This is a genomic window from Lentzea tibetensis, assembly GCF_007845675.1.
In the GTDB taxonomy this organism is placed as follows: Bacteria; Actinomycetota; Actinomycetes; order Mycobacteriales; family Pseudonocardiaceae; genus Lentzea; species Lentzea tibetensis.
In genome coordinates this window covers 1-25,230 of the sequence record NZ_VOBR01000058.1, presented here as the reverse complement: position 1 = coordinate 25,230, position 25,230 = coordinate 1, and the positions used below count along the sequence as shown (strand labels likewise).

The following is a 25,230-nucleotide window of genomic DNA, read 5'->3' as shown; positions in this document are numbered from 1 at the left end:
CGGCGATCGGCGACGCCGATCACGGCGTCAACATGCGGCGCGGGTTCACCGCCGTGCTCGCCAAGCTGGCAGAGCTCGACGCGAAGACGGTCGGCGAGGTCTTCCTCACCACCGGCAACACCTTGATTTCCAGTGTCGGCGGCGCCACCGGTCCGTTGTACGGCAGCGCGTTTCGCGCGATCGGCAACGCGCTGCCCGAGCCGGCCGCCGAGCCGAAGCAGCTGCTCACCGCGCTCACCGAAGGACTGGCCGCGATCCAGCGACTCGGCGCGGCCGTGCCGGGCGACAAGACCATCGTGGACGCCTACGCGCCGGCCGTCGCCGCGTTCGACCGGCAGCTGTCGCAAGGCGCGGACCTCGCGTCCGCCGCCGGCAGTGCCGCTGCCGCCGCCGAGGACGGCATGCGCGCCACCACGCCGCTGCAAGCCCGTAAGGGCCGCGCGTCCTACCTCGGTCCCCGCAGCGTCGGCCATCAGGACGCGGGCGCGACGTCCACCGCGTTGATCTTCCGCGCTCTCGCCGAGGTGGTCGGCCCGTGAGCCGGGCGACGTTCACCGGCAGACCGGCGTCCACCGGCACAGCGCTGGGACGGGCCCACCGCACCGACCGCGTCCACGCCGCGACACTGCCTCAGCGCAGCACCGGCGACCCGGTGCGGCAGATCGGCGACGCTTTCGACGCCGTGCACCGGCGGATGCTGGACCTCGCGGAGTCCCTGCGCTCACAGGGACAGCCCGAGCAGGCCGACATCATGGAGGTGGCCGGCTACATCGCCGCCGACCCGGACCTGCGTGCCGCCGCGGTGCGGCACGCGGAGCAGGGCGACCCGGCGACCGTGGCCATCTCGCAGGCCGTGCACACCTATGCCACCGCACTGTCCCACCTGGACGACGCCACGCTCGCCGAACGCGCGACCGACGTCCGCCAGATCGGTCGCCGCGCTCTGGCCTGGCTGCACGGCGACACCGATACCGACCACCAGGGCCCGCTGGTTCTGTTCGCCCACGAGATCGGGGCGGCCGACCTGCTCGAACCACACGCCCCGGTGGTCGCCGCCGTGTCGGTCACCGGCGGCCCCAACTCCCACGCCGCCATCGTGGCCCGCTCCCTGGGCATCCCACTGCTGCTCGGCGTCGTCCCCGCCGCACTGGACGTCCCCGACGGAGCCGAGGTGCTCGTCGACGACGGCCAGGTCGTCGTCTGTCCGGACGAGGACGAACGACGGGCCGCGCTGTCCACAATGGATCAGGCGCGGGCACGTCGGGTTGAGCTGCGCACCCAGCGCGACCTGGCCTCGCAGACGAGCGACGGGCACACCGTCGTGCTGCGCGCCAACATCGCCACTCCGGCCGACGCCCGTGCCGCTGTCGACGCCCGCTGCGACGGAGTCGGACTGCTGCGCACCGAGCTGCCGTTCCTCGACGCCGCGACCTGGCCCAGCTTCGGCCAGCACACCGCGGCACTGGTCCCCGTCTTCCGGCAACTGGCCGGCCGACCGGTCACCGTGCGCACCCTGGACTACGCCGACGACAAACTCCCACCGTTCCTCGGGAGCAGCCGAATCGGGCGCGGTCTGCCGCTCATGCTGGCCGCCCCCGAGGCGTTCACCGACCAGTTCCGCGCGATCCTGACCGCCGGCGCCGCCACCGACCTGCGCATCATGATCCCGATGGTCGCCGACGCCGACGAACTACGCGCCTGCCGGGACCTGCTCGACAAGGCCGCCGCCCAGACGGGCGTGACCCCACCGCCACTCGGCGCCATGATCGAACTCCCCGAAGCCGTCGCGAACATCGACCAGATCGCCGCCACCGCGGGGTTTCTCTCCATCGGCAGCAACGACCTCACCTGCCAGATCCTCGGCCTCGACCGCCGCGACCCGGTCGCCACCCCCCCATGACCGCCCACCCCGACGTCCTGCGCGCCATCGCCACCGTCATCACCACCGCCCACCACCACGGCCTGCAGGTCTCGGTGTGCGGAGACGCCGCCGCCCACCCCGACGTCATCCCGCTGCTCGTGGGACTGGACTGCGACATCCTCTCCGTCGCACCATCCGCGCTCGACGAGGTGCGAGCCCACATTCGCCACCTCGACCACGCCGACTGTGTCGCTCTCGCCGCGGACGCGCTGGCCAGGTAGTCACGATGTGCTCGTGAGTGATTCGGAGTGCCATAGGCCTCCGAATCACTCACGACCCGCTGATCATCGACGTGGCATCGCCGCCACATCGGCTAGGGCGCGGAAGATCAGTGCGGTGGATGTCGCGCCAGGGTCCTGGTGGCCGACGCTGCGTGCCCCGAGGTAGGAGGCGCGCCCCTTACGTGCGTGCAACGGGATGGTCGAGCGTGCACCGGCGTTGGCGGCTGCGGCGGCCTTGGCCGCGGCGGCCGCCAGGTCGGCGCCACGCCAGGTGGCCTCCTCGAACGCGTTGACGCCTGCGGCGAAGGCGTCGACCATCGTCTTGTCACCTGGGCTGGCCCCACCGAGCTGCCGGATGGCTGTCAGCGCGGCGTACCAGGACATGAGGAACGCTTCGGGCGTGGCATCAGGCGTGTTGAGCTTCTTCCCGGCCGCGCGAAACGCCGAGCCGTAGAGCGGCCCGGCTGCTCCACCCATGCTGGTGATCAGTGTGGAACCGGTCTTGACCAGTACCTCACCGACGGTTGCACACCGATGGCCTGCCAGCGCTGGGACGACCATTCCGAAGCCGCGCCGCATGTTGTGGCCGTGGTCGGCGTCGCCGATGGCCGCGTCGAGCTGGGTGAGCTGGTCGGCGTGCTGGTCCATGCTCGTAGCGACAGCGCGCACCCACGCCAGGGTGAGAGCGGTGTCCACAATGGCCTCCTAGGAGAGAAAAATGGTATGTGTCACGCCGGTCAGCAGCCCCAGCGCAACGCGGGGGTGTGCACCGGGGAACCCCACAGGGCGAGCATGTCGGCGTCGGCCTTGCAGATGCTGATCGAGACGCCCGTCATGTCCAGGCTCGTGACGTAGTTGCCGACCAGATTGGCCATGATCTTCACGTCCCAGCAGGCCAGGCTCCTCGCTACGGCGGCGTAGGCGATGTAGAGCTCGATCAGTGGGGTGCCACCCATGCCGTTGACCATGACGATGGCGTTGTCACCGGGGCTGAGTTCGTGGTCGCGGCGGATCGCCGCCAAGGCGATGTCCACGAGCTCGTTGACCGGTCGCATCTTGTCCCGGCGTTGTCCCGGCTCGCCGTGGATGCCGACGCCGATCTCGATCTCGTCGGCGGGAAGGTCGAAGCCGGGTCTGCCGGTGGCCGGCGTGGTGCAAGCCGTCAGCGCGATGGCGAACGAGCGGGACGCGGCGTTGACCCGCCGGGCCATCTCGGCGACGACCCACAGGGGTGCTCCGTGTTCGGCCAGCGCTCCGGCGATCTTCTCGACGAACAGCGCGGCACCGGTTCCGCGCCGACCGGCCGTCCATGTCGAATCCTGTACGGCCACGTCGTCGTCCACCACCACGGTCGTCACTTCGATGCCCTCGTCGGCGGCCAACTCCTCCGCCATCTTGAAGTTCATCACGTCGCCGGTGTAGTTCTTCACGACGAACAGCACTCCGGCTCCGCTGTAGACCGCGCGCGTCGCCGCCAGTATCTGACCGGGTGCCGGGGAGGTGAAGATCTCTCCGGGGCAGGCGGCATCGAGCATGCCGTACCCGACGAATCCGCCGTGCAGCGGTTCATGCCCCGAACCGCCACCGGACACCAGGGCGACTTTGCCGGGGCGTGGTGGTGCGAAGCGCAAGATCACGGGAGGCGCGATCTGCACGCGTAGCTCGCGATGGGCCGCGGCAAGGCCCTCGAGGGCATCCGGTACGACCATGTCGGCCGTGTTGATCAGCTTCTTTCTGGCGACCTGGAACGCACTCGGCGTTTCGGCGGCATGGGCAGCCGAACGACGGTGGCGGATCAGGAAATAGACGCCGCCCGCGGCGAGTGCGCCGAAGACCTCCGCCACCAGGTAGACGGGGAACTGGTCCCACCGAACCGTGCCACCGAAGAACTGGCCGACCACCATGGGACCGAACGCACGGGCGGGATTGATCGCCGCGCCGGTGGCCCATGCGACCGGAACAATGATCGCGAACACCGCCATGCCGATCGCCAGGCCCGCAAAGCCTTGAGGAGAGCGGGAATCGGTCGCGCCGAACACCACGATGGCGAGCAGGAACGTACCGATCACCTCAGCGAAGAACGCCTGTCCCATCCCGACTTGACCGCTGTAGCTCGCAATGCCGAGACCGACATCGACGGCCTGGTGGCCGAGTACTCCGACGATGGCGAGCGCTCCGAGGACTGCCCCGAGAAACTGGGCGGCCAGGTAGCCGGGCACCTGCAGCCAGGGCATGCGTCTCATTGCGGCCATCGCAAGGGTGATCGCCGGGTTGATGTGGCAGCCCGAGATGTGTCCGATCGCGTACACCAACGCCACCACTGCCGTGGCGAAAGCGAAGGCGATGGTGCCCAGCTGAGCCACGGTGAACGGCGCCCCGCCGCCGACGATCAGAGTCGCCGGGACGGACCCGACACCGATGAACACCAGTGTCGCCGTGCCCAGCATCTCGACGAGCAGTTTCCGCCAGAACGAGTTCACCTGCTGGACCGCACGATGACTGGTCGCCACCCGTGTTCGCCTCCTTGGGATGGAAGAGCCGGATGGGGAACGAGCCGGATTTCGCCGCTCACGCCGTCATCACCGTGTCGGCGAGGGCGCGGAAGATCAGCGCGGTGGACGTCGCGCCCGGATCCTGGTGGCCCACGCTGCGGGAACCGAGGTAGGACGCTCGGCCTTTGCGCGCGATCAGCGGCGTGGTGGCGTGCATGCCGGCCTCCGCGGCGTCGGCCGCCGCGGTAGCGGCCGCGGCGAAGTCGCGGTGCTCGGCGAGTGCCTTCTTGAGGGTCGCGACGGCCGGGGCGTAGGCGTCGACCATGGTCTTGTCGCCGGGAACCGCAGCGCCGAGCTGCTGGACCGCGACAAGTCCTCCGGTGAGGGCGGCGAGCACCTGGTCCCCATCGGCGACGGGTTCGAACAGTGCCTTGCCCATGGCACGGAACGCATTGCCGTACAGCGGGCCGGATGCGCCGCCGACGCTGGAGATCAGGGTGACGCCTGTCTTGGCAAGGACGTCCCCGACCGTGCCGGCGGACAGCTCGTCCAGCGCGGCCACGACGGCGGTGAAGCCGCGCCGCATGTTGACGCCGTGATCGGCGTCGCCGATGGCCGAGTCGAGTTGGGTCAGCTGGTCGGCGTGCTCGTCGATGGCCGTGGCAACGGCAAGTATCCAAGCGCGGGCGACGGCGATGTCCACCGCGGTTGTCCTTTCTGTTCGGTCAGTGGGATTGAAGTGGGGACGCCTGTGCTCGGTCTGCCGCCGGATCCGGGCGCCCCCGCGCTGGTGAGCGGGACCGGCGGAGCGCTATCCGCCCAAGTGCAGTGCGGGCGTCACCGCTCCCTTCACGGCTTCAGGCTCGGGCGTCACGACCTCGACCTCCAGAGCGCGACGCAGGTTCAGTGCCGCGTATGGAAACCGGCGGTCAGTGGACCCCCGCATTCGGCGAGGACGTACAACGGAAACTGTCCCCAATGGACTGTGCCGCCGAAGGGGCGGCCAGTGAGCATCGGCCCGAACGCGCGATCCCGCCGGTCGATCGCCCCAAGAGCGACGAATGCCAGCACGAACGTCCCGACGGCTCCGGCGAGGAACGCGCCCAGATCGCACCGGCCAACTGGGCGAGGGTGATCGCCGGCTGACTTGGCAACCGGAGAGGTGGCCGATCGCGTGGACCATCGCCACCGCGGCCATCGCGAAGGCGAACGAGATGATGCCGAGTTCGGCCATCGTGAACGGGGCGGTGCCCAGCAAGTCGGACCCCGATTTCTGCAGGTAGCTCGTTTCATCCATGGACACGCCCAGGGCAGCTCTGCTGCTGGGCGGTTCACCTCCTCCGCACCGCGGCGGAACCCAGGTGCGCCGATTCACCAAATCCGATGAAACCTGGAACGATGGTCGTCATTACCGAACAAGGTTTCGGAAACCTAGGTCGGCAGGCGCAACGTGTCAAGAGATGTGCTCGAATCGTGGCTCAGACGCCGCGCCAGCTGCCGCCCAGGTCACGTGAAGGGTGTGCGCGGTCTCCCGCATCACCGCGAACGCCTGACGCGCCGGCTCGGTCAGCACTCGTTCGACCGGGCAACGATGCCGATCGCATCCGCGACGCACGGCCCGCTCGGCGACGAACAGTCGCCCACGCTCCGACACCGGCTGCGGCGCCGATCGCCCTAGCCAACGCGCAGGCACTCCACGGGATGCTCGCCTGACCTCGAGGAATCAGCAGGGCTTCCGCTGGGCGGAAGGCGTGGTGCCCAAACGAGCACGTGATCCCCGATCAGCACGGCGATCCAGGCCGCCTCGCTGCACCGCTGCGCCCAGCCCGTCCGTCCAGGTCAGCGGGCGCGTGCGCACCAAGGTGTGCGCCCTCGGCTTCGCCGCACCGATACATTCGGCCAACTTCGTTACCCTCCGCAGCGGACCATCGCCCGCCAGCTCACGCAGGATCGCCACCACCCGTCGCACGGACCGCACCATCTGTGCGCCTCTTTCAGCAATGTCGAACATCGTTCCGGAATCGCCCGCTCTTCTCTTGTGGCTTGCGGTCTCGCCGGGCACCGCGTGAGGAGAGGCTCAAAAGGGGCTTGTCCCGCTCGAAGTGGCGAGGACCCTGTTGGATCCGCCGAAGTCCCCATCGCGGACTCTCCCCGGCAAGTCGCGGCGCGACCCGTTGCCGGGCCGCAGCAGGTGCATCGCCGAGTACTCCGCGATGGCGTGATTATGGTTGCCCGGCAACGACTTCGCGTCGGCCGGACGCACGCGGGCAAGACGGTCACGATCCTGGCCGAGGACACACTCCGCGTCACCCATTACGGTCAGGTGGCTCGGCGCACTCGTTATCGCCAGTTGCCTGGTTGCGTTCGTCAAGGGCAAGCGTTACCTGGACCTGCCGCCCGCTGCGGGCAAGGTGCTGGCCATCGTGCTCGACCTCGTCAGCGGCCGCGAACCCGAGGTCGAGCGTCAGCTGACCTGGTTGCGCACCCGCGTCAAGCAGAGCGCACCCCAGGCCCTCATTGCCGCGAGTGCGGACACCATGACCGACTTACCTGGTGGAGCGCTGGAAGTAGCAGAACGCAGGGCGGGCCGAGTGGGTCCTGCGGCCTATGCGGTCGCGCTGTGCCTCATCGTGCTGGCCGCGGCGGGCGTGGTCGGCCTGGTGCTCAAGCAGCCGTACCTGTTCCCGCACCTCGGCCCGACCGTGATGTTGTTCTTCGAGTCTCCGCTGGCGAAACCGGCCACACCTCGCAACACCCTCCTGGGCCACGCGGTGGCGATCCTGGTGGGAGCCGGCTGCCTCGCATTGTTCGGTCTGACCGATCATCCACCAGCCTTGCAGGAAGGCATCACCGGCGCACGGACAGGTGCCGCGGCGTTATCGGTCGCTCTCATCGCCGCGGTGCTGCTGTTGCTGGACTGCGCGCATCCGCCGGCAGGTACCACCACCCTGATCATCAGCCTGGGACTGCTGACCTCGGCCGGCGAACTGCTCGTGTTGGCCGCGGGTGTGCTGCTGGTAACCGTGGCGAGTGTGGCGCTCAACCGGGTTCTCGGTGTGCGGCAACCACTCTGGTCCTGATCGCGAGGTGTCTTTTCCGGCCTGCCGGGTAGTCGAGTAGAGGAAAGGCGACGCCGGACGAGGAGGAACCGTGTCGATCAACACCGACGCCCAGACGGTGACGGGCACGAAAGACAAGGACTACAACATCATCTGGTTCGTGGAGGCTTGCCTGAGCAATGCTCTGCGGCTGGAGACCTACGTCCAGGACGCGGAGAGCGCGGGTGACGCGGATCTGGCGGACTTCTTCCGCCGGGCGCAGGGCGAAAGCCGCAAGGGCGCCGAGCAGGGCAAGGAACTGCTCGCGCAGCGGCTCGGCAAGTAGCGAACCGGAGTGCCACCGCTGCCTGGCCCTGAACATTCAGGGCCAGGCAGCCGGCTCAGGCCGGGATAGGGTTCTTCGCCAACGCGGACGCCACCGCGTGCAGGTTGGCGGCCATGGTGCGGCCGGTGTCCTCGGACCACTTGTGGCCTTCGTCGGTGTCGGCATAGCTAAAGCCCGGTCCGGGGCCGCGGTTCCAGTAGGTCCAGGCCTGGCCGGGGACGGTGTAGCCGATGTCGCCAAGGCCGCCGGAGATCTCGCTGATCACCTGGTGGGCGCCGTCCTCGTTGCCGGTGACCACGACGCCGGCGACGCGGTTGTAGGCGACGGGCCTGTCCTCGTCGTCGGTCTCGGAGATCATCGCGTCCATCCGCTCGAGGGCCCGCTGGGCGAGCGAGGACGGCCTGCCGACCCAGGTGGGTGTGGCGACGACGAGGATTTCGGCGTTGAGCAGTTCGTCGTGGATGCGGGGCCATTCGTCGCCGTCGCCCACGTCGGTGGTGACGCCGGGCGGGATCACGTGGTCTGCCAGCCGGAAGGTGGTGACCTCGACGTCCTTTTGGTCAGTTCGTCGATCACGACCTGGGCGAGGAGCTCGGTGTTCGATTTCTCGGGTGACTTCTTGAGCGTGCAGTTGAGTACGACGGCGCGCATCAGGGCTGCCTCCAGTTCTCGTCGGTGAGCAGTTGGCTTGCCTGTGGCCCCATCAGCGACATGCCGCCGTCGACGACGAACGACGCGCCGGTGACGTAACCAGAGGCGGGTGCGGCGAGGAAGGCCACGACGGCGGCGACTTCCTCGGCGTGGCCGGGGCGTCCGAGCGGCACTCCGGGGCGGGGCTGCTCGCGTGGGTCGACGTCCTCCTGGCCGGTCATCGGCGTGGAGATCTCGCCTGGTGCCACCGAGTTGACGGTGATGCCGTGTTCGGACAGTTCGAGCGCGAGGACCTTCGTGAGCGCGCCGAGGCCCGCCTTCGCGGCGCAGTAGGGCGCGGCGCCGATGCGGGGCAGGTGCTCGTGCACCGAGGTGATGTTGATGATCCGGCCACCGCGCCGGGCGGCGATCATGTGCTTCGCCGCGCGCTGGGAGCAGAGGAACGCGCCGTCGAGATCGACCGACAGCACCTCGCGCCACGTCTCGAACGACATGTCCATCGCCTTCTGGCGGGTGCCGGTGCCCGCGCAATTCACCAGCACGTCCACTCCGCCCAGCTCGTCGGCGAGCTCGTCGACAACGACTGCAGCGGCGGGGAGATCGGTGAGGTCGAGTCTGCGGACAGCACACCGCGCACCGGCATCGCGCACTTGCTGTGCGGTGCGTTCGGCGCCGTCGGCGTCTTCGTGGAAGGTGAGACCGACATCGACTCTTCCGCCCGCGAGAGCCACGGCGACGGCTTTGCCGATGCCGGAGTCAGAGCCGGTCACCACCGCGTACCGGGGCTCGCCCGTGCGGTCGTTCGGCAGAGGTGCGGTTGTCATGCGACGCGAGTACCCACCGGCGTGACGGTCATGCGGAGACCGAAGTGGTTGAGCGTCCTGGGCAGCGGGGGCGGGCATCACGGCGAAGTCCAGGTGCTCGGTGAGGACGTCGAGCGTTGTGCCCGCGGTGACCAGTACGAGGTCTCGGCCGGGGCATTCGCCGGGGCCGCCGCTGAACGGCACGATCGCCGGGTCACGCGGGCCGTCCCAAAGTTTCGGAGCGTACTGGACTGCGAACGGCAGCCGGTCCGGTCGCGGTGGTCGCCGACCTGGCGGTGCTGGGCCTGCCACAGGAGCATGACCCGGCGCGCACGCACCGGCTGACCGCGCAGACTTTGACCACGCTGAACGACCGCGTGATGCTCGCTCATGCCATCGGCATGGTCGCGGGCGCGCTGGACACCGGCACAGACGAGGCTCGCCAGCTCATCCTCGGCTACGCCGCAAGAAATCGCGGCCCGATCCGCGACGTGGCCCGTGGGCTCACCGGCGGAGACCTCGAAGCGGCCGCTCTGCTACCGGTTGCGGACGCGAGCTAGCCGCCCCAGTCAGGGTCCGCCCGTCGCTCGGCCACCGCGTCGACGACCGCGTTGACCCGCGCGACCTCAGCCTCACGTTCCGCATCGCTGTGCTGATCGCACAACCGCTCCAGCACATCGCCGCCACCCCAGGCCTGCACCACGCCCACGGCCTCGTGCAGCGCGGCACGCCTCGTGACCGCGTCGACGAGGCGCTGCGCCGCCGCGGTGTCGCCGGAATCGCAGCAGGGTGAGGTCATGCCCCTCACCCTCCTCCACCTCGGAGAGGATGGCGACCTGCTACAGCACGTCGGCATCAGCGTGCTCTCGGCCGTCACGGTTGAAGCAGCACCTTGATGGCGCCGTCCTGCTTCTTCTGGAACATCTCGTAGCCGTGTGGCGCCGCGTCGAGCGGCAGCTTGTGCGTCACGAACACCTCCGTGCCCAGGGGGCGTCGTCGGACAGCAGCGGCATGATGTCGTCGACCCAGCGCTTGACGTTGGCCTGTCCCATTCGCAGTTGGATCTGCTTGTCGGACATCGTCAGCAGTGGCATGGGGTCGGCCATTCCGCCGTATACACCGGCCAGCGAGATCGTGCCGCCCCGCCGCACGATGTCGATGGCCACGTGCAGCGCGCTGAGCCGGTCGACGCCTGCTGTTCGCATCAGCCTGGTGGCCACCGGATCCGGGAGAAACCGGTGAGGTCCTGCGCGAGCTTCGCGACCGCTCCGCGAGCCCGTGCCCCGCGAGCCGTTCGGGCACGAGGTCTCGAATTCGCTGCGTTCCAAGCAGATGACGTGGTGGATGGTGCCGAGTCGGGGCCGCTCGGTGACGGTGTACGGCTGGGCGCAGGTGGTGGCTCCGGCAGGGCGTCGGTGGGCCGCCTTGCGCCGACCCAGTTGTGCGGCAGCCGCCTGGACGTTCGTGCCTGAGTGCCAATTGCCGTTGTCGATGGTAATGCCGCGTCTGTGCTGTGCTCGTCGCTATCGGTCCAGGTGCTGCCGCCGCATGAGCGCCCGCACCTTGCGGGTGCGCGGATCCAGATCGATGTGGCGAGGCAACAACTCGCTGGCTGGAGCAGATTCACCTCACATGCCATCCGACACACTGTGCTGACGTCGCGGCCAGGATCGACAATGCACGGGCGGCGAGGGCCCGACCCTGTTCGACGAGATCGTCGAAATCATCCGCGACCATGGCCCTGGTGGTGACGAGTCCGAGGACAGCACCTCCTGGAGTTGCTGTGACTCGACCAGACCTTGCCGGTACTCAGCGGCCCCTTCTCGGCAGAGGCGCGCTACCCCGGCATTCTTGCCGCCGGCGCGCACCACCTCGTCGCCGATACAGTCCATTGTGGAGGAACGTCATGGGTTGAAACGCAGCCACGCGTCGGCGCGTTCGACGTGCATGGTGCGCCCCAAGGCTTGGTATGCCTCACGCATGGCCTGGACGGCGGGCGTCTCACCGCCGATGTCCTTGAGAATGACCAGAGCTGTGGCCGGGTAGCCGGCTGTGATGTGTTCCCGTGCGTGCTCGATCCAGTCTTCGTCGGTCACCGGGTCGCCCGGAATCGTGTCGTCAGACGCGAACGCCGACGCTTCGGCCAGCACACCGAGGCCGTCGGCGGTCGGCTCGTACATCCACCCCGGCGGAACCGCGGGCGAAATCCGCCGGCTCGAACGGGCCCCCGCGGTGATCTCCGGCGAACCCACCAGGGGACGGAGTTCCAATGCGCGGCACAGAACCGCCCACGACGAACGCTCGGCAGGCGACAGCTCCCCGCCCTCACCCCACTTGGTCCAGTTCGCCACTCTGCCGACGAGGAGGTTCTCCAGACCCTGCATCGTGTCGTCACCGAGCCACACCGCGTGGCCGTCGATCGGCGCGAACGACACGCATGCATGGTCGTCGAGGTCCAACTCCGGCGCCAGCACCGCCCACCCGTAGTGCAGAGCGTCGCCACCTTCCCAGCCGAACGGGACGATCTCCATCGGCTGCGAACGGTAGCTCAGTTCGATGGGGTCTTCCTCGACGGGCGCGTCGGCGTCCTCGAGTGGATTGAGCGGGCCGCCGTCGCACAGCAAGAGGTCGCTCCAGACGTCGGACCACTTCGGTACCTGGTCGTCGTGGAAGTCGCGGTTGTCCCGCAGGAACTCACACAGCGCGACATACGTCGCGGGAAGCTGAAACGAGCTGTGCACCGGATGCAGCATGGGGCGACGGTAACGAGCTGGCCCACACCGTCACCACACACGCAGCAAAATGCTGCTCGCGCTGTCTGCGGCTACTTAGAGACTTGGACATAGGGCCGGCGTCTGGCCAGACTCGGTCCAGGCGCATGATCGGATCGGATCGGAGCGATCGGGCGCGGCCGGGGTGCCGTCCGCCAAGGTTGACATCGAAAGGAGGCCTCGTGATCTCGGCACTCAACCGACTTGTCGATCTTGTCGAGGAGCACCTCACCGAGGAGTTCGACGTCGACGGACTAGCCAGGGCGCTCGGCACGACCGAATACCACCTGCGCCGGATGTTCTCGTCGTTGGCCGGCATGCCGCTGTCGGAGTACGTGCGCCGGCGTCGCATGACCGTCGCCGCTGCCGACATCGTCCGGGGCGAGGACGATCTGCTGAGCGTCGCCGTCCGGCACGGCTACGGGTCAACCGAGGCGTTCGGACGTGCGTTCCGGGGGGTCCACGGCGCTGGCCCCCGTGACGTTCGCCGCGACGGAGGCCCCCTTCGCACACAACCGAAGCTCAGGTTCCGCCTGACCGTCGAAGGGAGCATCCCCATGGACACCCGTGTCGTCGACCACCCCGCATTCCGGCTCGTCGGACACGCAGCCCAGGTTCCGCTCATCCACCAGGGCATCAACCCACACATCCAGCAGCACATCACCGCACTGCCGCACGAGGAGCATCTCCGGCTGAAGACCCTCGGCGACACCGAACCAGGGGGCCTGCTGCAAGTCTGCGACGACCTCGACCCCAGTAGCACAGAGGGCAACGAACTGACCTACCTGCATGGCGTCGCCGTCTCCCAGGACACGCCGGTCCCCGATGACCTCGACGCCATCGAGGTACCGGCCGGCAGGTGGGCGGTCTTCCGCACCGCCGGACCCCATCCGCAGGCCCTGCAGAACACTTGGGCCGCGACCGCGACCGAGTGGTTTCCCTCCAACCCATGGCGTCTGCGGCCAGGCCCCGCGATCGTCGCGGTCCTCGAGCGCGCGGACGATTTCAGCACCGCGACCTGCGAGCTGTGGCTACCTGTCGAACCGACGTGACAGCCCTACGAGAATCCAGACAGCATCAAAGGATCCGGCCCGGCTCGCCTCCCCGTTACCTGACCTGGGAGCCGGGCCGGTGCCGAGAGTGAACGCTCGCTCATAGGCATGAGCGATCGATCAGCGGCATGACAGCGTGTTGATCAGCGGCGTGATCCGGCGCTGCTCGCGAGCCCTACATAGCAGCAGAAGTATCGGTGGCGCGTCTTCCTGGATCAAAGTCAACGGTGTCACAGGCCCTGGCCCAGCCGGCCAGCCTGTCTCGGCGATCTGCGACGATGCGATCCAGGAAGCCATCGGGGTTTGCCGACGCTGCGGCGGCCGCCGCTTCCATCTCCGTGAGCATGACGCGCTGATTGCCCTGCATGAAGTCGGTGTACCCGAGTCGTCGCAGTTCCGGGATCAACGCGTCGACCAGCGTACCCACGCATCCGCGGACTCGAGGATCTGGATCACCATTCCAGATGCCATGGAGTCGGACAGCGAGGCTGGATCGAGGCCGCCGACGGCTGGGGCCTCGCCAGCAGGCTGTTGCAGGCACTCCGTTCGGCCGACTGACCGCAGTGCGTGCTCGTGCGAATGTCTTGACAGCGTCATGGCGAGACCCTGTCCAATGTAGAACCAAGGTGGAGCCCTGCTAAGGCGGCACGCTGGGGTAGCACATGATGGACTGCTTGTGTCACAAGCACTTTTCTCTGCACGGCGAGTCTCACACTGTACTAAGTGGAGCAGAACTGGAGCCCGATGTGGAGCTGAACATCACGCCTGGCAGTGTGAGGGTCAGGGGTTCGGGTCCCCTCAGCTCCACCCCAGGGGTCTTACTAGAACAAGTGCCTGAATGAAGGCCACGGAGGAGGACCGCGACGCCTGACGGCGAGCATGGGCCACCCGCATTGCGGGTGGCCCTTTCGTTTGTGGGCTGGGGGTTGGTTGCTGTGGTCTGCTGGCGTGGGATCGTGTGGAGCTCCCCGAAGGGCTCCCTGAGCTCACCGTCTGTGATCTTCTCGTCCTCGATGTAGATGGCATGGAAGATCGCTTGGTTGAGCAGACGCCGCTGCTGGTCGTCGCAGCGCCGGTACAGCTTGTCGGGCTGTGCGAGCAGAGCAAGGCTGGCGTCGACGAGCCGGGCGCTGTCGGTGAGGTCGGCGAGGTGCTGCTCGGCACCGAAGAGCCGCGCTGGGGCCTGGAGATCATCAAGCTGGCCGGACGGCCGTCGGGCAGCGTCTATCCGTTGCTGGACATTGGAGCGGGCCGGTTGGGTCACGTCGTCATGGGACGACGACGCGGAACGGCGCGGGCCGCGGCGGCGGATGTACCGGCTGACGCCCGAAGGGGCCGCTGAAGCTCGGCGGGTCGTCGCGCGGGCTGCTCCGGCGCCGCGTTGGGTGCCGAGGACAGCGCAATGAGAGTCGCGTTGTTGTTGGTGCGGTTCGCCGCGGCGGTGGTAGGCGATGAACGCTATCGCGAGCAGTGGGAAGCGGATGTTGTTGGGGCGCGCGAACTTGGCATGTCACCGTTGAGCGTGGCGTTCGGGGCTGTCTGGCTGGGATCGGTCCGTTGGGTATCGCGTTGAAGCACGCGCAGACGCCGCGTGGGCGTGTGCGCGCTATAGCCGTTGTGTCGGCGTTGTTGTTGCTGGGCGGGGTTGCACTGCTGTTCGCATGAGCAAATAGCTCGGTGTCGTTTCAGCAGGTCCGGGCTTACCTTCGGGCGGTGGCGAACGAACTGACCATTCCGCTCCTGCCCTGTCCATCCATCGATGAGATCGCGTCGTTCTACGAGATGCTCGGCTTCGAGATCACCTATCGGCAGACGCGGCCGAACCCGCACATCGCGGTACGACGGGAAGACATCAACCTGCACTTCTTCGGGATGGACGACTACGACCCGGCGCAGTCGTACAGCACGTGCCTGGTCATCGTGGCGGACACCAGCGAGCTGTTCGAGGCCTTCGCGGCGGGGATGCGGTCCGTGCACGGAAAGCTGCTCATCTCCGGCATCCCGCGCATGACCCGGCCGCGGCTGCGCAACGACCGGTACACCGGGTTCACCGTCGTCGATCCGGGCGGCAACTGGATCCGGATCAACAAGGCCGCCAAGGAACCCGAGGCGCAGACCAAGCTCGCCAAAGCCATGGAGAACGCCGCGAGGCAGGCGGATGCGCACGGCGACGAACGCCAGGGGCTGAAGATCCTGGAAGGCGCGTTGAAGCGGGCGAGCGGTGACGAACCGGAGTTTCAGGCGGTGCGGGAGTACCGCGACGAGCTCGTCGAACGGATCAAGGGGTCTGAGCCGCGTCCCGGCGCTTGAGCGCGGCCATGACCACCTCGGGGGCGTAGGTCGTCCAGAACGGGGGGAGTGAGGCGCGCAGGAAGCCGCCGTAGCGGGCGGTGGCCAGCCTCGGATCCAGGACGGCCACGACGCCCTTGTTCGACATCGACCGCAGCAACCGGCCGGCGCCCTGGGCCAGCAGCAGCGCCGCGTGGGTCGCCGCGACAGTCAGGAAGCCGTTGCCTCCCCTGGAGTTGACGGCTTTCTGGCGCGCGGACGCTAGCGGGTCGTCCGGCCTGGGGTACGGGATCCTGTCCATGATCACGAGCTGGAGGGACGGGCCGGGCACGTCGGCGCCCTGCCACAGCGACAGCGTGCCGAACAGGCACGTGCGCTCGTCCTCGGAGAACTTCTTGACCAGCAGACCTGTCGAGTCGTCGCCCTGGCACAGGATCGGGTAATCGAGCTTGTCCTGCAGCGCGTCCGTGGCGGCCTTGGCCGCGCGAGTGGAGGAGAACAGCCCGAGCGCACGACCGCCGGCCGCGTCCACCAGGCCCTCTATCTCGTCCAGGTACTCCGGCGGCAGCTCGTCGCGGCCAGGCTGCGGCAGATCCCTCGCTAGCTGCCCCGTGTCGACAACTGCGGCAAAGACCAGCAAGAAACGCCTGTTCAAGGCCGCTACACGGTGCCCGCTCGAAAAGTCATCGCCGCATGTCATGCGGCGTATTTGTACTCGTTGATGAGTCCGCCGAGGATCTGGGTGCGTAGCAGTCTGCGGGCGCCGAGGTCATGTACCTCGGCAGGCTGCGCTTGGGCATCGGGTGGTAGCTGTTCGCGGGCCTGGTGAGGCCGATGCTCGTTGTGGTGCATCTGGTAGGCCGCAAGGACTTGACGCGCGTGGGCTTCTCCCATGATGAGGACGTGGTCGAATAGCTCGCGCCGGATACTGCCGATGATCCGTTCGCAGTGGGCGTTCATCCGGGGAGCTTGTGGCGCTCTTTTGATCACGCGCAGGTCCTCGGCCTGGAACACGGCGTCGAACGTCTTGCCGTATTTGCCGTCGCGGTCGCGCAGCAGGAAGCGCAGGGACTCCATTCGTGTTCCGAGGTCTGCGGCGAGATTCCTCGCCTCCTGCGCCGTCCAGTCCCGTGTCGGATGTGGCCATACCGCTGATGTGTAGGCGTCTGGTGCCGTGTTCGAGAAACGCCAACGCGTACAGGCGTTTGCCGAGTTCTGCTGTGCGATGAAGACCAGACGGGCGTCACGTTCGTGTCCGGCGGTGCGGTGCACGCTACCGAGTTGTTGGTAGGGCTGGGCTGCGTAGGTCGTGGTGCGTTTGCGCAGGAGTGTCAGCCACTCGGGAGAGTGGCGTTCCAGGGGATGGCGGGGCAGCGCAACCCATCAAGGTTGACGCGTCCTGGCTGATTCGGGCTACTGAGAGCGCCGAGTGACAAGGCGAAATCACCGCCGATCGTGGCCTCCGCCAAGTTGAGGCAAAGGCGGTCATCGTGCCGGTTGTGCAAGGTTACTTGCCTGATGCCGAGTTGGCCGGTGCTGGGCCGACGATGCCGACTTCTAGGCCGACGCGCTGGAGGATGTGTGAACACGGCCGGGCTGGACGACCTCATGCTGGCCCGCGAGGAAGGCTGGCAGCAGTTCGTCGATGCACCGGCACGGACCCGACCAGAGTTGTTGTTGCGCAGGCAGATCCGCAAGCTTGGTGATACGGCCTGGGGGCGGACACGACCGGAGGCGTCGGGAGTGGCACGCGAACCTCGGTCCTCTTCGGACACCGCAGTTGGCCGAGCTGCACGAGGACCTGTGGAACATGATGGGCAGCAACGCCCACGACGGCGACAAGGCCAAGGGCGCGGTCGCGATCGACGCGTTCCCCGGTCTGGGCAAGACCACCTCGGTGCTGGCGTTCGCCAAGCAGTTCCACCAGCGCGAGATCGCCGAGCAGGGGCCGATCACGCCGACGGATGATCAGTGGTGGCCAGTGTGCCAGGTTGGACTGACCGGCAACACCGGCTTGAAAGACTTCAACCGGGCGATGCTCGAGTTCTTCGCCCACCCCGGCACCGCCCAGGGCACCGCGAGCTTGTTCGCCACCCGCGCTGGACTGCATGAACAGCTGCCACGTCCGGCTGCTGATCGTCGACGACCTGCACTTCCTTCGGTGGCGCAACACCTCCTCCGTCGGCGGCGGCTTCCACCGATACCTGATGCCAGTGTCAGTTGATCAAGGACAGGGCCGCCAGGTGGGCACGGACCTCCTCGGCGCGTGGATCCTTGAGATCGGTCAGGATGACCAGTGCGATGCGCAGCAGCCGTCCGGTCTCGCCGGCGTCTCTGCTCACCAGCCCGAGCATGACGAGAGCGTGAGCCTCGCCATGCCGGTCCCCGATCTCGCGGCACAGCGCGAGCGCGCGGGTCGCGGACGCCGCGGCGTCGTCAGTTCGGCCGAGGAGCCGCTCCGTGGCGCTGAGGCCGTTCAGCGCCTGGCCGATGCCGTACTCGTTGTCGATGCGCACGCTGTCCTCGATGGCCAGCCGGTAGCACCCGACCGCCTCCTCCAACCGGCCCAGGTCGCGGTACGCGTCGCCGAGATGCGCGAGGGTGATGCACCGTCCGTAGACGTCGTCGATCTCCTGGTACACCCGCAGCGCGTCCAGGTGCGACTCGATCGCGTTGCCGAACTGGCCGAGGCGTCGGTACTCGTCGGCCAAACCCATGGTGCTGAAGCCTTCGGTCCACTTGTTGCCGACCTCGCGGCTCGCGGTGATCGCGTCGATGTAGTAGTCGACCGACGCCTGGTGGTGCTTGAGCTGTGAGTGGGCGAACGCGAGGCCCACCAGGATCTCGCCCTCGCCGTACCGGTCTCCCAGCTCTCTCGTCGCGTCTAGTGCGACGAGGTACAGCGGGATGCCGTCCGCCCAGCGGTTGCGGACGAAGATGTACCCGGCGAGCCGCCAGGGAAGCTGCCAGGCGTGCGCGAGCAGTCCCCGCGCTTTCGCCTCGCGGGTCAGGTGCGGGACGTTCTGGTACTCGGTGTCGCACCACCGCAGCGCCTGCTGGCTGTCCGCGAAGCTCGGCACGACGATGCGCGGGTCGCGCGCCACCAGCGGCCGAAGGGGACGCGGGGGATGGATCGCCCGGTCCGCAGCGTCGGCGGTGTGCAGGTAGTGGTCGAGCAGGCGCCGGATCCCAGCCGTGTTCACTTCGGACACCAGGTTGGCGGCGTAGGCGTGGACGAGGTTGTGCATGTCGTACCGTCCCGGTGTCGGCTGCCGCACCAGGTGCGCGCCGCAGAGCTCCTCGAGCACGTGGTCGGCCTCGGGCACCTTCCACCCGGCGAGGGCAGCCGCGGCGACGGAGTCGATGTCGAGTCCGGGATGCCGGCCGAGCAGCTCGACCATGCGTTGCTGCTGCGGTTCCAGGTCCGCGTAGGACAGGTTGAACGCCGCCGCGACGCTGTGCTCTGTGGTCTGCAGCTCGGCGAGCTGCGGTCGCTGGTCGGACAACCGGTCACGCAGGTGCGCCAGTGGCCACGTGGGACGGGCGCGCAGCCGCCTTGCGGCGATGCGGATCGCCAGCGGCAGTCGTCCGCACAGTTCGACGACCTCCTCGACCAGCTCGGGTGGCTCACCCGCCAGCCGTTCCGGTGTGCAGATGCTGGTCAGCAGGGCGATCGCGTCGGGCAGCGGGAGGACGTCGAGGGTCAGTGGCTGGACGTGCTCCAACCCTGGCAGCTGGCGCCGACTGGTGATCAGGGTGCGGCAGCTGGCCGTCCCCGGCAGCAGCGGCCGGACCTGGGCCTCGCCGTGGGCGTTGTCGAGCACGACCAGCACGCGCCGGTTCGCGAGCTGCGAACGGTAGAGCGCGGCCCGCGCCTCGGTGTTGTCCGGGATGTCCTGCGCGGGCACGCCGAGGCTGCGCAGGAACCGGTCCAGTGCCTCGCCCGGATCGAGCGGCGCGACACCGGTGGTGTGGCCGTGCAGGTCGATGAACAGCTGTCCGTCGGAGTACCACGGTGCCAGCCGGTGCGCGGCGTGCACGGCCAGCGAGGTCTTGCCGACACCGGCCATCCCGTCGATCGCGCTGATCACCACCGTGTGCGATGTGTTGTGCAGGTCGGCGAGCGTTGTCAGCTCTGGTGTGCGGCCGGTGAACGCGGGCAGGTCGGCGGGCAGCTGGGCAGGGCGGTCGCGGGCGGGGGTCGGCGCGGCGGGTGCCCGGTCCTGTTTCGGCTGTTCCTCCGCATCGTCGGCCAGCAGCTGCCGGTGCAGGGCCTGCAGGTCGGCACCCGGCTCCACGCCGAGCTCGTCTACGAGGTTCTGACGCGTCTCGCGGAACAACTCCAGCGCCTCCGCGCGCCGGCCTGTCCGGTGCAGGCTGACCATCAGCATGCTGACGAGGCTCTCCCACAGTGGGTTGTGCCGTAGCAGCGCGCGCAGCTCCGGGATCAGCTCGTCGTGCTCGCCCAAAGCGAACCGGGCGCGCAACAGTCGTTCGTGGACTCGGTCACGGTGCGCTTCCAGCCGGGTCGCCTCGACCTCGAGCGCCGGGCCCAGCGCGATGTCATCGAGTGCGCGTCCACGCCAGACGGTCAGCGCGCGGGAAAGATGTGTGCGGGCGGCGGATTCGTCGCCCGCCTGCTCGCCCAGCGCGGCGTGCTCGCTGAACGTGGCCAGGTCGAGCTCACCGGGCTGGACCGTGAGAACGTGTCCACCGCCGCGCAGCGTGCGCAGCCGGGACTCCGGTTCGCCTGGAACGCTCAGAATCCGGCGCAGTCTGGTCAGGTACGTGCGCAGGTTCGACGCGGCGGAGCTCGGCACGTCGTCCCACACCAGCTTCAGCAGCTGGTTGGTCCGCACCTCTTCGTTGGCGTGCAACAACATCGCGGCGACCACGGTCCGTTGCCGAGGTCCCCCCAGTGGCTGCGGCTGTCCGTGCAACAGAACTTCGACCGGGCCCAGTAAGCGAAACTCGGCGACGTTCGCCATTTGTAGAACCTCCCCAGGCGGTTCAACGGAAAACGAAACTATAGGGCTCCGTGTGCGGCGCCATGTGCGTTTCATATGCGATCGCGTGTGCATTGGCCCGAAAGACTTCTCGCGAGGGCCAATGGGGGAGCCCATCGGGTCCGAACGGTGCACTTCCAGCGGTACTTGCATCGGAAAGGACAAGACTCGTGATTTGTCTGGGGCTGGGGGAGTGACGCGTGTCGCTGCCCGATGACAGTGTGGACGCGCCATCACCGTGGCGTGAGTATCAGTTGCGCAGGAATCCGGCCGAGACCGTCGCTGTCGACAGTCTGCTTCCGGGGGACTCGCCCAGAACCGACGGCGAGAATGCCGAGAACATCAGGGCGCTGGTCACGGTTGACGGACGACTGCCGCCGATTGTCGAGCGCCGGCCGACGATGCGCGCGCCCGTGCTGGCGCACGTCTACGGAACCGACGGGGGCAAGGGCGTGCTGCATCGGTGGTGGAGCGAGGTGATCGCCCCCCGCGATGCCGCAGCAGTACGGCGCCCTGCTGGCCACGGTGTTCGAGTACGACATGCTCACGCTCCCCGCCTACATGACGCAGGGGCGGCCGGAGTCGACCAGGTATGCGAGTGAACGGCTCCCGCAGGTCGAGGTCAACGGCGAGAACTTCTACGTGTGGCACGACGTCCGGCTCGGCTCCGACGTCCCCGCGCTGGTGCTCGCCCTGCGCCGCGGTGAACCGTTCGACCACGCCGTCGAGGAGGTGGTCCGCTCGCTCTACTACAAGGTCGGCGCGAACCACTTCCTGCCGTCCACCAACCACGAGGAGATCGTCGACTTCATGGGCCGACTTGAGCGGCAGCTGCTCGGCGGCAACGCCGAAACCGGTGTGTGAGTTCGTTCTTTCAGCGGAGGGAAGGAAGCTTGATGACGTTCGGCAGGCAGGGAATCGCGCGTATGGCGGCAGTGCTGTTCTTGGGCGGGGCACTGGTGGGGAGCACACCGGCGTTCGCCGCTGCGGCCACCATCTCGGTCACACCAACGACCGGGCTGAACGACGGGCAGGCCGTGTCCGTGACGGGCAACGGTTACCCGGCGGGCGACACGGTCGCCGCCGTGCAGTGCAACACTCCCGTGGACCCGGCCCAGATCAGCTGCAACTTCGTGGACAACGCCCAGGCGGTGGCCGGCGCCGACGGCGGTTTCTCCGTGTCTCTCACGGTTCGTGCCCAGTTCGACGGCTTCAGCCCGGTCACGGGCAAGCCCGCGGGGCACGTCGACTGCACGGTGGCGCCCGGTTGCGGGGCCGCCGCAGGCAGCCTCACCACACCCGAGGTGTTCGCGGGCCCGGTGCCGATCGCTTTCGGTCCCGCGCCACTTCGTTGATCCACGCGTTCGGTGAGTGACACCGGGCCGCACCGAACTGTCCTTGCCACCCTGGAGGAATGCATGCGCGGTCATGTCCACGCGGACGGCGGGTTGCGTGCGGACGAGCTCACGTCGCTCGTCGGCGAGGTCGCGGTGCGGCTCGGTGAGCGCTGGTGAGCGGACGGGAGCCTGCTCAACGCCATGTGCGCCCACGCCCTCGTGCCGTCGGGCAAGCTGTTCCGCCCGATCCTTGTGCCGCTCGAAAAGTCATCGTCGCTGGTAGACCTATAAAACTGACGGAGATGCTTGACACCTGGTCCTCATGATCACTACGGAGACCGGGTGAGTGAGATTCAGCTGGACCGCCAGGTGCGCCGGCGCCTGGCGGTCCAGCGTCATGTCGAGGAAGTCACCGGCAATGTGGCCATGACCTGCCGCTACTTAGGTGTCAGTCGGCAGGCCTACTACACGTGGCTACGCCGCTACGAGACCGAGGGCGTTGATGGCCTGTGCGATCGCTCCAGGCGGCCGCGGACCAGCCCGCAGGCCACCCGCGCCGAGGTCATCGACAAGATCATCCATCTGCGGCAGAACTACCACTTCGGACCGCGCAAGATCCAGACGTACCTGAAGCGCTACCACGACATCGAGATCAGTACGTCCGGTGTGTGGCGCATCCTCAAACGACTGGGCATGGGCAAACTGCCGGCCAACCAGCGCTACAAGCGACACGACCGCCGCTGGAAGCGCTACGAGAAGCAGCGGCCTGGCCATCAGGTGCAGATCGACGTCAAGTTTGTCGAGCCGCTCACCCCGGTAGGCGCGGCCAAACCTGTGGGCCGACGGGGGAAGTTCTACCAGTACACGGCGATCGACGACTGCACCCGGCTGCGGGTCCTAAAGATCTACCCGCGCAACAACCAGAAGACTGCCATCCAGTTCGTCGACCACGTGCTCGCGCAGCTGCCGTTCGCGGTCGAGGCCATCCAGACCGACAACGGTGCGGAGTTCCAGTCCGCGTTCCACTGGCACGTACAGGACAAGGGCATCCGCCACATCTACATCAAGCCCCGCACACCCCGACTGAACGGCAAAGTTGAGCGCTCCCACCGCATCGACGCCGAGGAGTTCTACCGCCTGCTCGACGGTGTCGTCATCGACGACACGAACATCTTCAACGCCAAACTCCAGGAGTGGCAGGACTACTACAACTACCACCGACCACACGGAGGCCTCGACGGGCAGACGCCCTATGAGAGACTCCGACAGAAGACTCAAGCCGAGGCCCCGGTGTAATCGATCACCGTCAGTCGCACACCGATATTCGGGCCACGTGGGAGCACTCTCTGGGAGCAGATGGGGAGCAGCACAGTGCGCCGCCACCCAGCATGGGGAAGTTCCAGGGTCGGGTGTCGTCGCACGCCGGGGAGGCGACGACGGAGAGGTGGACGTGGGAGCGGTGCGGGTTGGACCCGTTGTAGGGCATCCACTTCCACGGGTTGAACTGCGGACGGCTGTCTAGGACGAGGCCGTTGGCGATGATGTACTTGATCCTGAGGTCGCGGGACGCCGCGAGTTCGTCGGTGAAGCGGTCGATGTCGAAGCCGACGCCGGGGTCGTGGGTCCAGTCGGCCGCGGTGACGATGCCGGGGCCGTACCACGGGTTGTGGTCGGACGTGGTGTTCTGGTGGTTGCTATCGCCGATGTAGCCGTCGCTCGCGCGGTTGCGGGACGGGAACTTCGTGTCGATCTGGTCTCGGAGGGTGAGCAGGGAACGCGCTACGCGCCAGGCCAAGATGTTCTCTTTCTGTTGGTGAGCATGGCAAAGCGGCCGTCACCGGATGGGTGGTGACGACCGCTGGTCTGGGAGTGGTTGGGGGCTAGCGCCCGTCTCGAAGTCGTTACTGCCATTCGTTGATGGCTGTGATGCGAGCGACTGAGAGAGTTCCCCCCCGCGGGGAACGCGCCAACTGTGCATGTCGGACACCACGCAGATCCCTCAGGACTTGCAAGTGGGTGATCGTCACCGCAAAATCCCTGGTGCGGTCTGAGTACCCTGGAGCCATGACGCTGTCGCGGCGGAACTCGCGCCTGATCGTCGTCGACGGGATCACCTACCGGTGGCACGTGGACCGCGTGGGCTACCGCGAGTGGGGCGAACCGGTCATCTGGCGGTCCGTCACGATCCATCAGGTGCTGGACAAGCCCCAACGGCCGGGCGCGTTGTTGCGTGCCACCGTGACGTCTTTCGGCGTGCGCCCAGCGGCGGTGGCCGCGGCGATCAAGTCCGCCCTGGCGAAGGGGTGGCGGCCGGCGCTGCCCGGCCCGCTGGTCTACGAGAAGGTCGATGATCCGACCCTGCTCGGTGCACCGCGGCCCGGTTGGTTGAGCTAGGTGGCTGGTGTTTTTGATGGCTAAGGATCGGCGTGTTCGGTGCCGGTCGTGTGGTCGGTTCGGCAGGATGTCCGGGTGACGTTGGGGCGTGCGCCGCGGCAGGCGGGTCTGTTGCGGTCGACGGTGGAGTTCTGCGAGGGCCGGGTCGCGGCGGACTCGATTTACGGGGTGCTGCACCGGGAGTGTTTCGCTCTGTTCCCGGATGAGATGTTCGCCGACTTGTTCGCCGATGCGGGGCGGCGGTCGGTGCCGCCGATGATCGTGGCGGTGGTGATGGTGCTGCAGCGTGTCGAGGGCTTGTCGGACCGGGAAGCGGTGGAGCGGTTCGCTTTCGACGCCCGGTGGAAGTACGCCGCGGGTGGTCTGGATTTCGGCTATCCGGGGTTCGTGCACACGGTGCTGGTGGACATGCGGGCTCGGCTGGCTCGCTCGGATCGGCCGGACCGGATCTTCGAGGTGGTGCTCGGGGTGGCGCGGCGGGCCGGGCTGGTGGGCCGCAAGCGGGTGCTGGACTCGACGCCGTTGTATGACGCGGTGGCCACGATGGACACCGTCACGCTGATCCGGTCGGCGATCCGGGGCCTGCTGCGCGCCACCGACCGGGACCTCGAGACGCAGTTGCGGTCGGTGATCGGCAGCGGCGACGACTACGCCACCGCGGCCAAGCCCCGCGTCGACTGGGACGACCCGGCGGCGCGGGAAGCACTGATCGACTCCCGTGCCCGCGACGGGTTCGCGATGCTCGGGCTGCTGAACGGCCGCGACCTCGACACCGAGGTCGAGCAGGCGGCGCGACTACTGGCCACGGCGCTGGGCCAGGACCTGGCCGAGGAGTCCGAGGGTGCGTTCCGGATCGCGCGCAAGGTCGCGCCGGACCGGGTCATCTCGACCGTGGACCCCGAGACCCGG

General features: G+C 67.9%; 28 protein-coding genes and 2 pseudogenes. 17 read left to right on the top strand and 13 right to left on the bottom strand.

Annotation, left to right across the window (positions count from 1 at the left end; translation table 11 throughout):
- The 3 genes from dhaL (FKR81_RS42070) to FKR81_RS45780 all read left to right on the top strand — a co-directional run.
- Window positions 1-539: dihydroxyacetone kinase subunit DhaL (gene dhaL / locus FKR81_RS42070; protein ID WP_146361051.1), on the top strand; the 539-nt coding region annotated here is incomplete at its 5' end.
- Window positions 536-1,900, top strand: coding sequence for a putative PEP-binding protein (locus FKR81_RS42065; RefSeq protein ID WP_146361048.1), 1,365 nt, complete (start codon window positions 536-538; stop codon window positions 1,898-1,900). The genes dhaL (FKR81_RS42070) and FKR81_RS42065, both read left to right, overlap by 4 nt.
- Window positions 1,897-2,142, top strand: coding sequence for a putative PEP-binding protein (locus FKR81_RS45780; protein WP_146361046.1), 246 nt, complete (start codon window positions 1,897-1,899; stop codon window positions 2,140-2,142). Before FKR81_RS42065 ends, FKR81_RS45780 begins: the two co-directional genes overlap by 4 nt.
- Before the next feature lie 63 nt (window positions 2,143-2,205).
- Here FKR81_RS45780 and dhaL (FKR81_RS42055) read toward each other — a convergent pair whose 3' ends face one another.
- From dhaL (FKR81_RS42055) to dhaL (FKR81_RS42045), 3 genes are all read right to left on the bottom strand, one after another.
- On the bottom strand, window positions 2,206-2,811 hold the full coding sequence (gene dhaL / locus FKR81_RS42055) for a dihydroxyacetone kinase subunit DhaL (protein ID WP_235922227.1): 606 nt from the start codon (window positions 2,809-2,811) through the stop codon (window positions 2,206-2,208).
- Between the two features lie 68 nt (window positions 2,812-2,879).
- Window positions 2,880-4,652, bottom strand: a complete 1,773-nt coding sequence (gene dhaK / locus FKR81_RS45905) for a dihydroxyacetone kinase subunit DhaK (RefSeq protein WP_146361042.1) — start codon at window positions 4,650-4,652, stop codon at window positions 2,880-2,882.
- Between the two features lie 58 nt (window positions 4,653-4,710).
- Window positions 4,711-5,337, bottom strand: a complete 627-nt coding sequence (gene dhaL, locus FKR81_RS42045; protein WP_146361040.1) for a dihydroxyacetone kinase subunit DhaL — start codon at window positions 5,335-5,337, stop codon at window positions 4,711-4,713.
- Window positions 5,338-5,549: 212 nt separating this feature from the next.
- On the opposite strand from dhaL (FKR81_RS42045), the gene FKR81_RS42040 reads away from it, so the two are divergent.
- From FKR81_RS42040 to FKR81_RS42030, 3 genes are all read left to right on the top strand, one after another.
- On the top strand, window positions 5,550-5,780 hold the full coding sequence (locus FKR81_RS42040) for a hypothetical protein (RefSeq protein ID WP_146361038.1): 231 nt from the start codon (window positions 5,550-5,552) through the stop codon (window positions 5,778-5,780).
- 1,082 nt (window positions 5,781-6,862) lie between these two features.
- Window positions 6,863-7,714, top strand: a complete 852-nt coding sequence (locus tag FKR81_RS45480) for an HPP family protein (RefSeq protein WP_235922226.1) — start codon at window positions 6,863-6,865, stop codon at window positions 7,712-7,714.
- A gap of 70 nt (window positions 7,715-7,784) precedes the next feature.
- Entirely contained in the window at window positions 7,785-8,018 is a 234-nt protein-coding gene (locus tag FKR81_RS42030) for a hypothetical protein (protein ID WP_146361036.1), read from the top strand.
- A gap of 55 nt (window positions 8,019-8,073) precedes the next feature.
- On the opposite strand, the gene FKR81_RS42025 is transcribed toward FKR81_RS42030, so the two are convergent.
- Both FKR81_RS42025 and FKR81_RS42020 read right to left on the bottom strand, forming a co-directional pair.
- Window positions 8,074-8,622 (bottom strand): flavodoxin family protein, encoded by a 549-nt coding sequence (locus FKR81_RS42025; RefSeq protein ID WP_235922228.1) that lies wholly within the window; start codon window positions 8,620-8,622, stop codon window positions 8,074-8,076.
- A gap of 46 nt (window positions 8,623-8,668) precedes the next feature.
- Window positions 8,669-9,493: an SDR family oxidoreductase gene (locus FKR81_RS42020; RefSeq protein ID WP_146361033.1), complete on the bottom strand. Its 825-nt coding sequence runs from the start codon at window positions 9,491-9,493 to the stop codon at window positions 8,669-8,671.
- Window positions 9,494-9,750: 257 nt separating this feature from the next.
- On the opposite strand from FKR81_RS42020, the gene FKR81_RS42010 reads away from it, so the two are divergent.
- Window positions 9,751-10,032, top strand: a complete 282-nt coding sequence (locus FKR81_RS42010; protein WP_146361029.1) for a hypothetical protein — start codon at window positions 9,751-9,753, stop codon at window positions 10,030-10,032.
- Here FKR81_RS42010 and FKR81_RS42005 read toward each other — a convergent pair.
- The 3 genes and pseudogenes from FKR81_RS42005 to FKR81_RS41995 form a co-directional block, all read right to left on the bottom strand.
- Window positions 10,029-10,271 (bottom strand): hypothetical protein, encoded by a 243-nt coding sequence (locus FKR81_RS42005; protein WP_146361027.1) that lies wholly within the window; start codon window positions 10,269-10,271, stop codon window positions 10,029-10,031. The two genes, FKR81_RS42010 and FKR81_RS42005, sit on opposite strands and share 4 nt — an antisense overlap.
- 74 nt (window positions 10,272-10,345) lie before the next feature.
- Window positions 10,346-10,763: pseudogene (locus FKR81_RS42000) on the bottom strand (glutathione-dependent formaldehyde dehydrogenase); the annotation flags it as partial.
- A 613-nt stretch (window positions 10,764-11,376) separates the two neighbouring features.
- Entirely contained in the window at window positions 11,377-12,225 is an 849-nt protein-coding gene (locus FKR81_RS41995) for a hypothetical protein (protein ID WP_146361025.1), read from the bottom strand.
- 200 nt (window positions 12,226-12,425) lie between these two features.
- Between FKR81_RS41995 and FKR81_RS41990 the strand changes: the two genes are divergently transcribed.
- The gene (locus FKR81_RS41990; RefSeq protein WP_146361023.1) at window positions 12,426-13,295 is read left to right on the top strand and encodes an AraC family transcriptional regulator; all 870 of its coding nucleotides are present in this window, start codon (window positions 12,426-12,428) and stop codon (window positions 13,293-13,295) included.
- A gap of 175 nt (window positions 13,296-13,470) precedes the next feature.
- Here the strand turns inward: FKR81_RS41990 and FKR81_RS41985 are convergent, their stop codons facing one another.
- Window positions 13,471-13,722: a hypothetical protein gene (locus FKR81_RS41985; RefSeq protein ID WP_146361021.1), complete on the bottom strand. Its 252-nt coding sequence runs from the start codon at window positions 13,720-13,722 to the stop codon at window positions 13,471-13,473.
- 592 nt (window positions 13,723-14,314) lie between these two features.
- Here FKR81_RS41985 and FKR81_RS45475 point away from each other — a divergent pair.
- The 3 genes from FKR81_RS45475 (at window position 14,315) to FKR81_RS41975 (ending at window position 15,605) form a co-directional block, all read left to right on the top strand.
- Window positions 14,315-14,701, top strand: a complete 387-nt coding sequence (locus FKR81_RS45475) for a helix-turn-helix transcriptional regulator (protein WP_407936597.1) — start codon at window positions 14,315-14,317, stop codon at window positions 14,699-14,701.
- A complete protein-coding gene (locus tag FKR81_RS44185; RefSeq protein WP_186763499.1) occupies window positions 14,698-14,868 on the top strand; it encodes a hypothetical protein in 171 nt (56 codons plus the stop codon). The genes FKR81_RS45475 and FKR81_RS44185 overlap by 4 nt, the downstream gene beginning before the upstream one ends.
- Before the next feature lie 140 nt (window positions 14,869-15,008).
- Window positions 15,009-15,605 (top strand): VOC family protein, encoded by a 597-nt coding sequence (locus tag FKR81_RS41975; RefSeq protein ID WP_146361018.1) that lies wholly within the window; start codon window positions 15,009-15,011, stop codon window positions 15,603-15,605.
- On the opposite strand, the pseudogene FKR81_RS41970 reads toward FKR81_RS41975, so the two are convergent.
- Both FKR81_RS41970 and FKR81_RS41965 read right to left on the bottom strand, forming a co-directional pair.
- Window positions 15,574-16,188: pseudogene (locus FKR81_RS41970) on the bottom strand (ATP-dependent DNA helicase); the annotation flags it as partial. The gene FKR81_RS41975 and the pseudogene FKR81_RS41970 overlap by 32 nt on opposite strands.
- Window positions 16,189-16,280: 92 nt before the next feature.
- Window positions 16,281-16,856 (bottom strand): integrase core domain-containing protein, encoded by a 576-nt coding sequence (locus tag FKR81_RS41965; protein ID WP_222598603.1) that lies wholly within the window; start codon window positions 16,854-16,856, stop codon window positions 16,281-16,283.
- 508 nt (window positions 16,857-17,364) lie between these two features.
- On the opposite strand from FKR81_RS41965, the gene FKR81_RS44695 reads away from it, so the two are divergent.
- Entirely contained in the window at window positions 17,365-17,808 is a 444-nt protein-coding gene (locus tag FKR81_RS44695) for an AAA family ATPase (protein ID WP_222598602.1), read from the top strand.
- On the opposite strand, the gene FKR81_RS41955 is transcribed toward FKR81_RS44695, so the two are convergent.
- Window positions 17,801-20,572: an AfsR/SARP family transcriptional regulator gene (locus FKR81_RS41955; RefSeq protein ID WP_268891623.1), complete on the bottom strand. Its 2,772-nt coding sequence runs from the start codon at window positions 20,570-20,572 to the stop codon at window positions 17,801-17,803. The two genes, FKR81_RS44695 and FKR81_RS41955, sit on opposite strands and share 8 nt — an antisense overlap.
- Window positions 20,573-21,082: 510 nt before the next feature.
- Here FKR81_RS41955 and FKR81_RS41950 point away from each other — a divergent pair.
- The 3 genes from FKR81_RS41950 (at window position 21,083) to FKR81_RS41940 (ending at window position 23,223) form a co-directional block, all read left to right on the top strand.
- A complete protein-coding gene (locus FKR81_RS41950; protein ID WP_146361015.1) occupies window positions 21,083-21,454 on the top strand; it encodes a hypothetical protein in 372 nt (123 codons plus the stop codon).
- A gap of 32 nt (window positions 21,455-21,486) precedes the next feature.
- Complete coding sequence (locus FKR81_RS41945; protein ID WP_146361013.1) at window positions 21,487-21,945, top strand: enediyne antibiotic chromoprotein; 459 nt, start codon at window positions 21,487-21,489, stop codon at window positions 21,943-21,945.
- Between the two features lie 333 nt (window positions 21,946-22,278).
- Window positions 22,279-23,223: an IS481 family transposase gene (locus FKR81_RS41940; RefSeq protein WP_146361053.1), complete on the top strand. Its 945-nt coding sequence runs from the start codon at window positions 22,279-22,281 to the stop codon at window positions 23,221-23,223.
- A 10-nt stretch (window positions 23,224-23,233) separates the two neighbouring features.
- Here FKR81_RS41940 and FKR81_RS41935 read toward each other — a convergent pair whose 3' ends face one another.
- Complete coding sequence (locus tag FKR81_RS41935) at window positions 23,234-23,722, bottom strand: hypothetical protein (protein WP_146361011.1); 489 nt, start codon at window positions 23,720-23,722, stop codon at window positions 23,234-23,236.
- Between the two features lie 269 nt (window positions 23,723-23,991).
- On the opposite strand from FKR81_RS41935, the gene FKR81_RS41930 reads away from it, so the two are divergent.
- Window positions 23,992-24,321 carry a hypothetical protein gene (locus tag FKR81_RS41930; protein ID WP_146361009.1) on the top strand — a complete coding sequence of 110 codons (330 nt, stop codon included), beginning with the start codon at window positions 23,992-23,994 and terminating at the stop codon, window positions 24,319-24,321.
- Between the two features lie 75 nt (window positions 24,322-24,396).
- Window positions 24,397-25,230: transposase (locus FKR81_RS41925; RefSeq protein ID WP_146361006.1), on the top strand; the 834-nt coding region annotated here is incomplete at its 3' end.

What these genes read in the sequence shown, in the direction of transcription:
- FKR81_RS45475 (WP_407936597.1), top strand. Translation starts at nt 14,315, where the DNA reads ATGGCATGGAAGATCGCTTGGTTGAGCAGACGCCGCTGCTGGTCGTCG.
- FKR81_RS41945 (WP_146361013.1), top strand. Translation starts at nt 21,487, where the DNA reads ATGACGTTCGGCAGGCAGGGAATCGCGCGTATGGCGGCAGTGCTGTTC.
- FKR81_RS41955 (WP_268891623.1), bottom strand. Translation starts at nt 20,572, where the DNA reads ATGGCGAACGTCGCCGAGTTTCGCTTACTGGGCCCGGTCGAAGTTCTG.
- FKR81_RS42020 (WP_146361033.1), bottom strand. Translation starts at nt 9,493, where the DNA reads ATGACAACCGCACCTCTGCCGAACGACCGCACGGGCGAGCCCCGGTAC.
- FKR81_RS45780 (WP_146361046.1), top strand. Translation starts at nt 1,897, where the DNA reads ATGACCGCCCACCCCGACGTCCTGCGCGCCATCGCCACCGTCATCACC.
- FKR81_RS41930 (WP_146361009.1), top strand. Translation starts at nt 23,992, where the DNA reads ATGACGCTGTCGCGGCGGAACTCGCGCCTGATCGTCGTCGACGGGATC.
- FKR81_RS42040 (WP_146361038.1), top strand. Translation starts at nt 5,550, where the DNA reads ATGGAAACCGGCGGTCAGTGGACCCCCGCATTCGGCGAGGACGTACAA.
- FKR81_RS42005 (WP_146361027.1), bottom strand. Translation starts at nt 10,271, where the DNA reads ATGACCTCACCCTGCTGCGATTCCGGCGACACCGCGGCGGCGCAGCGC.
- FKR81_RS44185 (WP_186763499.1), top strand. Translation starts at nt 14,698, where the DNA reads ATGAGAGTCGCGTTGTTGTTGGTGCGGTTCGCCGCGGCGGTGGTAGGC.
- FKR81_RS41995 (WP_146361025.1), bottom strand. Translation starts at nt 12,225, where the DNA reads ATGCTGCATCCGGTGCACAGCTCGTTTCAGCTTCCCGCGACGTATGTC.
- FKR81_RS41950 (WP_146361015.1), top strand. Translation starts at nt 21,083, where the DNA reads ATGCCGCAGCAGTACGGCGCCCTGCTGGCCACGGTGTTCGAGTACGAC.